Annotated in this window: 4 protein-coding genes; 2 read left to right on the top strand and 2 right to left on the bottom strand. The window is 33.5% G+C overall.

What is annotated here, in order from left to right; translation table 11 throughout:
- A partial coding sequence (locus tag L693_RS30975) for a hypothetical protein (protein WP_231503509.1) occupies positions 1-193 on the bottom strand: 193 nt, incomplete at its 3' end.
- A gap of 218 nt (positions 194-411) precedes the next feature.
- Here L693_RS30975 and L693_RS0102845 point away from each other — a divergent pair.
- Positions 412-1,812 carry a hypothetical protein gene (locus L693_RS0102845; RefSeq protein ID WP_025715971.1) on the top strand — a complete coding sequence of 467 codons (1,401 nt, stop codon included), beginning with the start codon at positions 412-414 and terminating at the stop codon, positions 1,810-1,812.
- Positions 1,813-1,828: 16 nt separating this feature from the next.
- A complete protein-coding gene (locus L693_RS0102840) occupies positions 1,829-3,085 on the top strand; it encodes a hypothetical protein (protein ID WP_025715970.1) in 1,257 nt (418 codons plus the stop codon).
- 276 nt (positions 3,086-3,361) lie between these two features.
- Here the strand turns inward: L693_RS0102840 and L693_RS0102835 are convergent, their stop codons facing one another.
- Positions 3,362-8,914, bottom strand: coding sequence for a DUF4011 domain-containing protein (locus L693_RS0102835; RefSeq protein ID WP_025715969.1), 5,553 nt, complete (start codon positions 8,912-8,914; stop codon positions 3,362-3,364).
- Between the last annotated feature and the right edge of the window lie 926 nt (positions 8,915-9,840).

Raw genomic sequence — 9,840 nt, 5'->3', positions numbered from 1 at the left:
CTTGATTGGTTATGTACTCTGGCGTAGCATCGAATTTCTTATTCATTATTTTCTCGTGTAGAATGTAATACATGAAAGTTTCACTTGTTTGCTTGGCATCTGCTAAAGTGTAGGCCAGTGAAAATTCTCCGTTTCGTTCTGTTACATCGCCAAGTTGATATTGCCATAAGTGGTACTGTCTTTTTTTGATCATGCGAATCCTCCGATATTATTAGTTTAAACACAGAACTAATGTTCCTATTTTATTATACCGAATATACGTTCTCATTTGAATAGTTAGTGTAATATAATTTTTGAAGTGGAAAAGAGTTTTTGGGGGAGGAAAGCGAAAATAGAATATAATATCTATAAGGGACTAATATCTATTAAAACTCTAAAAATATTTAAATAAGTTTTCACAGGAGGAATTTTATGCTTAAAAATACAATCTCTTATGCTGGAGAAAATATTCTAACTGTTTACCATAAAGGTTTTGATGAAGACGTAAAAAATCGCCATTTAAAAACCAAGGAAAAACTGGGACGTTTTCAACTGATTTTTGAAGAAAAGGTTGTTCCAGACGAAGAAGTCGAAAATATTTCATATAACGGTTGGAAAATGGAAGGACTATTAAGCCAAGGGGCTGTTTTGAATCCCTATCGCAAAGGAGCCTGCGCTTTTGTAGAGCAATTTATATCTCTTGATAAACCACGCCGTCTTTTTTCCAATACTGAAGAATATTCGTTAAAAGTGGATGTTCCAACCTTTCAACAAATATGCTCTTTTATTGAAAAATACATAGGAATAGACCTTTTAAAGGCCCCTCTATGTTTTGGTAATACTTTCATTTACGAGTATTCGCCCAGAAACTTTCATGCATATAAAGAAGATGGAATTGTAGTTAGCAATAAGAGACATTGTGATACTATTATTGTAAATTTCAAAAAAGATGATCTGGTTGTATGCACAAAAATAATTCATACTACTAATTTTCCTCAAGAAGAAGATATTATAATTTTATCTACAAGTTCTTGGAATAATTACGATATCGAATTGTATGCTGACGGCAAATTGATCTACTTTGATAAGGATACATATTTTATGAGAAGTTTAAAAATAAATGCGACAATAGGTCGTCAGGGCCATACTATTCCCTTAAAGAACCTAGGCAAAGAATTTAAAACAATGAATTCAGGGAAAGAGCAGATAATAACTAACATTACTTCAGAAAATAAAACGTTTGAAGAATTGAAAATTAAACATTCTGAATCAAACATTCGTCGAAGGCTGAATGAAGAAGAAGTCGATGATTCCTTTCTGTTCATTAAACCAAATGAAGTCCAAAAAGCAATGGATTTTATAAAAAAAGAACTAGAAAAACCATGCAAAGAAATCTGGTTTTTCGATTCTTATTTTTCTGATCGTAACGGAGTTAATTATTCAATAGATTTAATTAGAATTTTTGCTTTTTGCCATGCAGAAGAGAAACATATAATTTTTCATAATAACCCTAAAAAAACTGAGCACAACCCTATAAGTGCAGCAGAATTTGCTACTATCGCTAAGCAAGATTCTGTTATACAGTCACTAAAAGGAACGGAGCCACTAAAGATTCAGTTTTACCAAACTAAACAACGTATTCATGATCGTTTTTTATTCATCATAGATAAAGAAGGATTTATAACAGGAATAACTATAGGAACATCGTTAAACTCTTTGGATAGCAACTATTTTTGCATGTACAAGTTGTACAAAGGAACTGCTCGCCATGTTTTTGAGGAACTAAAAAAATTCACTATTTTACCTCACATTGTGGAAAAATCAACTATTTAAATTAGGAGAATCCAACATGATGGATATAAAAATACTTGCTGAACTTTCTGATACTATCTTTGGTCACTGGAATGGGATTCAAGAATATAGAGAAGTTAAAATGCATCTGAAAAGGCTTTTAGGAAAAAAATCAATCTCGAATTTGTTCGAAGAATTCAAAATATTTATGGATTCCTTACCAAATGAACATTTAAAGAAAAAGCCTATCTATACTGCTATCTTTGTTCTAGCACTTTTTGGACAAAACTTGGACGAAAGTGAACAAATACGAAAGTACTTAAAGAGATATGAACTTATCTCCCTACTCTACGGGGGCTTAGCGGTGCTAATTAAAGGAACCAAACCAGATTTTGTAATACACATCTCAACGGGAGACGGCCCTTTCCGAAATAAATACCAGTTTTTAAGAAGATTTGAAGGGGAGTTTGGTTTTTGGGACTACATAGAATTTTTTATGGCTGCAAAAGTAATTTATGAAGAGGACAAAGAAAAATTTAGAAGGTTAATAAAAGAAGACAATTCACAACTTTTACTTTTGAACCTAACTTCATATAATCCTGAAATTGAAATTCCGGAAGAATGGATTATAGATTTAATGAAAACACAGGATCAACTCCTCCAAAATATTACTTTCTATTTATTGACGAAAAAACTTAGAAGGTACATAGAACGATTGTCAGATGGTGATCGTTATCAAGATACTAAGGGAGAAAAAGCAGCTCGAAATGAACTATACACTGGGATCGAAGCTGAACTTAGGAAAATTGAGTATGCTTTATCACAAGTTGATGACCGAACACAAGTCTCACTATTATTTAACTATATTTTAGTCGAGAAAAAGTGGCCAAGGCGTTTTTCGACCTGGTTACTAGACCCAAAGGTATGGTTGATATTATCAAAAGAGATAAGGGATAGCAAAAAAATTAACACATTAGAGGAAGTATTGTGCTCCCTAGAAGTTATAAAGAATAAGGTAAAAACTTCTCACAAACCATATCGAAAGGATATGCTCTATAATGCCACAGTAGAAGTTATGCTTAATTTTATCGGAGAAAACGTTGGGATTTACGAGTGGACCGAAAAAGAAAAAATAATTTTCAAACAAATTTGCGAAGTCTTGCCTAAATCAAGCAGAACCAAACTGAAGAAGCGCTTGTATAAGGAAAGCCAGCAATTATGGACTTGTAAAATCGACGAGTTAATTCGCTTTGATATTTATTGGAGAGATCAAGCTAAACAAAAAATTATCATGGGTATGTTAGCTCAATTATAAAAGAGAAGATTGCATAGGGCTTTGAGTGAAAGAGAGGTATACCTATGATTTAATTAAAAAGAACAATTAATCTCGCAAGAAGCGCATAACTAATCAAAGAAGTCATACCAATACTCTATTAAAAATACTTATATCTTGAAGAGACGGTTACTAAGGAAATCGACTATATAGAAAAGGTGCTTCCTCTCACAGAGAATAGATCTAAATAAAATTGAACAAAATTGTTGCCAGATCCTATTTATGGAGAGGAAGTCGCTTTTGCTTTACAAAACTACTTTAAGATTTATAAAGATATTTATCTGCTAATAAAACAATCTTTCCATCCAAATTTTGAACTACACCAGTCTGAATGAGATGCTGGCAAGCATTTTCCATTGCTTGAAGTATATTCCCTCCAGTTCTGCTAAAGCCAAATGCCCGTGCTGTAACTAAATAAAGGTCATTAGATGTAATTCCAATACTATTACTAACAATCTTATGCATAGCCGCAGAAAGCTCTTCTGTGCAAATATGATGAATTGCTCTTACAGCAGTATCATTTGATAAAGGAATCCGTACAGAGAGGTTCTCTTTGTCCTTTATCCAAATGAATTCCCCTTTACGTATTAATTTTTGTTCAAGATAATTATCAATTAAAAAGCTAACAGATTTCCTGATTTTTACGGTCACCTTTTGATTTCCAAATAAACCAGCTACTCTCTTACATAATAGTTCAAAATGTATCGGATGTTCTATTTGAACAACATGATGGATTACTTTAGTAAAGTAATCTGTATTATCTGAGTTTCTTTTCACTTCATGGATATTTGCTTCTTTATAGTAAGCAAATGAATACGGATTATCATACTGGATATCATCGTTGGACATAGGTTTTTCAAGAACTTCAATATTTATTTTAGGAGAAGATAACCTATCCTCAGATTCCTTTGGTTTAAAGCCGGTTTCAACGTATTCTTTAGTCGCTTTTTCAACAGCTTCAAGCAATTTTTTTCCCTCTGTTACCGGGTCCTTAATCCAATCAGTAGACCAAATCCGATAAATTTTCCATCCTATGTCTTCCAAAACTGTTTGACGCAACCTATCACGTTCTCTGGCAGTTCTAGCAGAATGATATGTGGCTCCATCACATTCCACTCCAAGAACAAATCGCCCATTTAACGTGGGATGTTTGACAGCCAAATCAATCCGATAACCGGAACAACCAACTTGCGTTGATACCCTATATCCTTGCTTCAACAAAAAATCATAAACAGACTCTTCAAAAGGCGAATCAACATTAACTGTATCTGAATAACTCAATTCCTGTTGCAACACTTCAGGTCCATTCATTGCAAATTCAATATAAGATCGTAGCATTTTTACGCCCTCTGCCTTCGTACTCTCCAACTTAATATCCGTAGGGCGAATTGATCCGACTAATTTTACGTTATATTTTGCTCTTGTTATAGCTACATTTAATCTTCTGTAACCACCGTCTCTACTTAGTGGTCCAAAATTCATATACATAACCCCATGTGGGTCTTTGGCGTAACCAATACTAAAAATTATTGTATCTCTCTCATCTCCCTGAACATTCTCCAGATTTTTAATGAAAAATGCTTCTTCCTTTTCCTCGTTGAAATATCTTTCATAATCTTGATTCTGTAAACGCAACTGTCTAAGGGCAGTTTCAACTGCCTGTTGCTGAGACTCACTAAAAGTGACAACACCCAGTGATCGATTGGGAAATTTATCAAAATGATTAAGTACCAACTTAGCTACTTCTAAGGCTTCATTCACATTACATTTCTTTCCTCCCCGATCGTAAACTCCATTTTCAACATAAATATACTCAACACCATGATCAGGAACCTTATCAATATGTGAAGGAAATGTAATTAGATTATAATTGTAAATTTTAGCATTCGAGAAAGCAATTAAATGCTCATGCCGACTTCGGTAATGCCATCGTAAGGTACGCTCTGGCAATACTACAATTGATTCATCTAAGATAGACTCAAAAGCATCACTATCATCATATTCACCCTTCTCATCCACACTGTCTATATCATAATCTGCCTCAGATGTATTGGCAGAGAAAAAACTAGTTGGCGGAAGCTGCTTGTTATCGCCAGCAATAATCACTTGTTTTCCCCTCATAATAGCTCCAATTGCATCTTCCGTACAAACCTGCGAAGCTTCATCAAAAATGACTAAATCAAATTTATACTTATCTGCTTCTAGGAATAAACTCACCGAAAGAGGTGACATCATCACGCAAGGCTTTAAAGTAAGCATCAGATTCGGTATGGATTTAAAAAGCTTACGCAAAGGTAGTAATTTGCGTTGTTTACTGAGCTCTCGTTTTAATATGCCCACTTCATCTATTGAAGTGGTAGGCAAATTTGGGTCTGGAAGCTTTGAAACAAGCCGTTCTTTTACTCGTGTACGAGCAAGAGAAAGTTGACTTAAATCAAGTCTACTAAAATCCTGGATAATCTCTGCATGGCTACGACTCCGAAAAGAATTAACCGTTGGGAATTTAAGAATAACAGAGTCTACCCATAATCTGTAAAACCGTTTCAAAAATGCATCAACAATTAAATCTTTGTCAATTTTAAGTTCCTCAACCTTTTGAACGTATTCTGATAGTCCCTCCTTGTTACACTTGTCTCTGCAACTTCGAAAATCAATCCATTCTTCAAGAGAGGAGATATTATTTAAACAATTATTTATTTTTAGTGATATATCAGATAATGCTATCTGTTGTAATTCTTCTTTATTTACAAAAAGATCGGCATACCATTTCCATTCCACTTCAATCTGACTGTAACTAGACTTTAACCTTTCTAAAGATTCAGATACTTTTTTAACAAAATTCGTGTTAGAACAAATGCCAATAATAAAGCTTTGAGGCAATGTATACTTTTCATTAATTTCTTTTAATTTTCCAGTCCAAGAAAGTGAATCTAGAATCGAATTCCAGTCTGTCTGAATACCTCCAATAAAGAAATTTTCATAATTTTTTTTAAGGCTTTCATTTTCATCCTCAATAGTATGATCTATGAGTTGAAGTATCTCTAATCTTGACAAATGATCTATAGCTTCATCGTATGAGATTTCCTGATTACTATATTTAGTGATTTCTGTATATAATCTCTCTAGCTGTTGAAACAATTTAATTGCGTTTGTGATTATTTCCAGAAGATCAGAAATCCCCATTTTCTCGAATTCAGTAGTAAAGGAAAATACTTTTTGAAGAGTAAGTAATATATCACTTTCCTTTATAAGTCCCACCTTTTCAAAAAGTTCTCTATTTCCTTGGGAATTCGTCTCACTACTACACAGAAAGTTCTTTAACTTTTCAGGAACAGAATCCTTTGAAAACCAGTCTATAATGATGGAAAATTGATCTAACGAATCGTTCAATCTCTCCCAATCAGTCAGTTCCCCTAAGTAATGACTCCCTAATAACTCTCTCAGTAAATTATCATTTTCTTGTAACCATGACTTCCTATCCTGAATTTCTTTTAATTCACTTAAGATTGTAATAATGTTTTGATCATCAATTTTCTTTGAATTTCCTTTATATAAACTACGTATCAATTTTTTATCTTTTCTATAATTTTTATTAAACACTTTAAACCATGATGAGTATTCAACCTTAAATTTCCTGAGCATTGTGTGAAAATCCAATTCAAAAATCTCCGAATCGAACCGATCGGTCACAGAATGAATCAGACCATTAATTTGCGAATATTTATTCCTTGCTTCATTGTATACTTTCTTTACGGCACTATATTTACTTGGATCGAACCATGCTTCCGTTGGTTTAGGATTCATAATTACGTGGTCGAGCAATGTACACAAAGACTCAAGACCAGAAAATGTATATTTATTCGAAATATCAAAAATTTCAGTAATACTTTTTGCTGCACCATAAGACAAAGTTATTTTCTCAGATATTGATGTTAACCCATTTATAACAGAATTGCTTAACTTAACAATGTCCTGTTCATGAGGGAAACTTGTTTCATTTAGTGATAACTTTAATGTACTGATTGTCGATAAAATCTGCGTTTTAAGAAATTCAGCATTCAGATTAAAATAGCCGGTATGGTGAAAATCAGTTAATTTTTTATGATGTTTCTCATACTCCATTTTTAAGTTTAGATACTTTTCCGCCTGTTCAATTAGAGCAGTGATATCTTGTCCAGTAACCCATTGAACTGGAATTCCTGGAGATTTCTCAGACACCTCCAGTATCTCAATTAATTCATTAACAGCAATTAGTGAAGATTTCCTATTAAATTCATAATAATCATTAATCAATTTAAACTGTTCAGTAAGCATATCAAATTTAGGTGACAGCTTTCTTAAATAAGTTTCAATATCATGACGTAGTTCATGAGAAACCATTGCTATGATGCAGTTTCGCCACGGATTTAAAGTGTAATCTCCACTCATTTTACCAATAGTTTTAGAAAACTCCCCAAGTAAAAAAGTATAGTCGTTTAATTTTTCCGACGTAGTTCCTCTCAAATCGTCAATAGAAAAAATTATATCAGGAGATTCATAAAGTTTAGCCAATTTTCCAGTTATATAGTACAGTGTCTGGTTAAGTGGCTGAATAGGCGTGTGCAGTTCTGCTACATATCGGTTTAGTTTATCTCTCTGTTTCTCAAGGAGGTCAAGTTGAGAGAATGTATCATCCTGAATTCTGAATTTATTTAAAGCCAGTGTTTTTCCTAGATCATCCAAAACTCCCTTCTTACTAGCTTTATGACTATGTAGGTTTAGACAAAATTCAGTTAATCCAACTTGAGATAGCCGTTTGTAGACTACTTCAAGAGCGGCCATTTTTTCAGAAACAAATAGAACACTTTTTCCCTCTGCAAGACTTTCAGCGATAATATTGGTAATCGTCTGGCTTTTCCCCGTACCTGGGGGGCCTTGAAGCACAAAACTGATACCTTTTTTAGCATATAAAATGGCATCCTGTTGACTAGAATCCGCATCTACTACTTGATACGTATCTATTGCTCTCGTTTTTTTATCATGGTCGTATGCATTAAATTCCATCGGTAATGTTTTAATCTGTCCTTTATCACCGGATAATGCGACTAAAAAAGGATGTGCCTTCATTCTATCTTGATTTTTATCCAGATCTTCATACATATTGATTTTCAGAAAAGAAAGGAGGCTTAAACCCGTTTCATTAACAACTTCCCATTTATTCTTAGTAATAAACTTATTGATATTTTTCAAATATTCCCTAATGTTATCCTCATGAGCATCAAAATCAGGTAATATAACGCCAAAATCATGTTCCATTTTATATTTTAATGTCGGGTTTACAACAATTTCATCTTCAGCAAGCCGTAGTACAAATGGAGAGCTAATCGACTCTAATGTAATCGAGACCGGAACCAACACTATTGGGGAAGTAATTACTTGATCAGATCCTGTACTTTCTGTCCATTTAAGAAATCCAAAAGAAAGATAAAGAATATTAATACCTTGTTCTTCCAAAGCTATCTTGGCTTTATTTCTTAGATTTCTTAATGTTTTTTGTTGCTCTTTAAGTGATTGGTCAGTTTTGATGTCACCTAAAGAAATTAATGAACCTTCCATTTCGTCTAAATCATCATCATTAAAATCTTCATATTGGAATGGAAACTCCAAAGAATTCTCGTTTAAAACTAAATTCGCGAACAATTCATCCAGATCAGGAGAAATTATCCTTATGCTAGATCGTTTAGTTTCTCTATAATTAATCAGTCTGTTCCTTTTACCCAAATCAAGAAGACGTTTTTTCCAATTATCTATACGGACGTCAATTGAAGCCATGATACCACCTCTTATTCTTTACCCATTCTAATAAAACTTTTGAAAAAAAAGCTAGTGTAAGCTATTCAACAGTTCAACTGGAAATCCCCCTATTCGACAGGTTCCTCCACTAGTATACATCAAACTACCGATATCAGTCTTTTTATTAAGTGTAACGATCAAATATTCCTAGTATATATCAGTTTAATTAAAGAATAGTATTATCTTAATTGACAAAAAACCTCCCTATAAAAGGAGGTTCAAAAATTCACCTTCATTAATTAATCATAAGAAGCATCATCTCGATATATTACTACCACGCACTCCACATGTGTCGAGTTAGTAAAAGGGATATATTCCTTTTTATTATATATATTACCTGCACTATCAAAAACCACTCCTTCTCACAACATTCCTTTTTCTAGATGATACTCGTTCCCCCTTCACTTCTATCAATCCCACTAATTCCATATGAGCCTGTATTTAATTTACCCGAATCCATATTCACAATTAAATCAGCTCAGTTCCTGACTTTGGAAGACAATTGCTCAAAATTACTTTCAGCTTTCTCTCTTCCAGTATTAAACATTGAAAATACCCCAACGAATGGGTCATTTTGTAAACTAAATCTCTCTTTCAACCGATATATACATATGATGGACTGTTATTCAAATATCATATCTCGTAACTTTATACCCAACAAACTCAGCGATACATATGGGTCTCGACTCAAATTTGTACCATCTGCGGCTTCAATAATTCAGACTCGAATTAAAAATGCTGCACTTTACTTTTGTAATCAGCCATCACATCTAGAAAGGAGTCATGAACTCACTTGAGCATATTATCAGATGGGATCGGGTATGAAAGCCTACGCTTTTATGGTCCCTTTCAGCCACAACACATCGAACAACTTAAACGACCACCTGCTCAAAGCAGGTGGATTT

This window comes from Paenibacillus sp. 1-18 (assembly GCF_000520755.1).
GTDB classification, from domain to species: domain Bacteria; phylum Bacillota; class Bacilli; order Paenibacillales; family Paenibacillaceae; genus Paenibacillus; species Paenibacillus brasilensis.
This window is presented reverse-complemented; position numbering and strand designations above follow the sequence as displayed.

Coding starts and splice junctions, on each gene's coding strand:
- L693_RS0102845 (WP_025715971.1), top strand. CDS start 412: ATGCTTAAAAATACAATCTCTTATGCTGGAGAAAATATTCTAACTGTT.
- L693_RS0102840 (WP_025715970.1), top strand. CDS start 1,829: ATGATGGATATAAAAATACTTGCTGAACTTTCTGATACTATCTTTGGT.
- L693_RS0102835 (WP_025715969.1), bottom strand. CDS start 8,914: ATGGCTTCAATTGACGTCCGTATAGATAATTGGAAAAAACGTCTTCTT.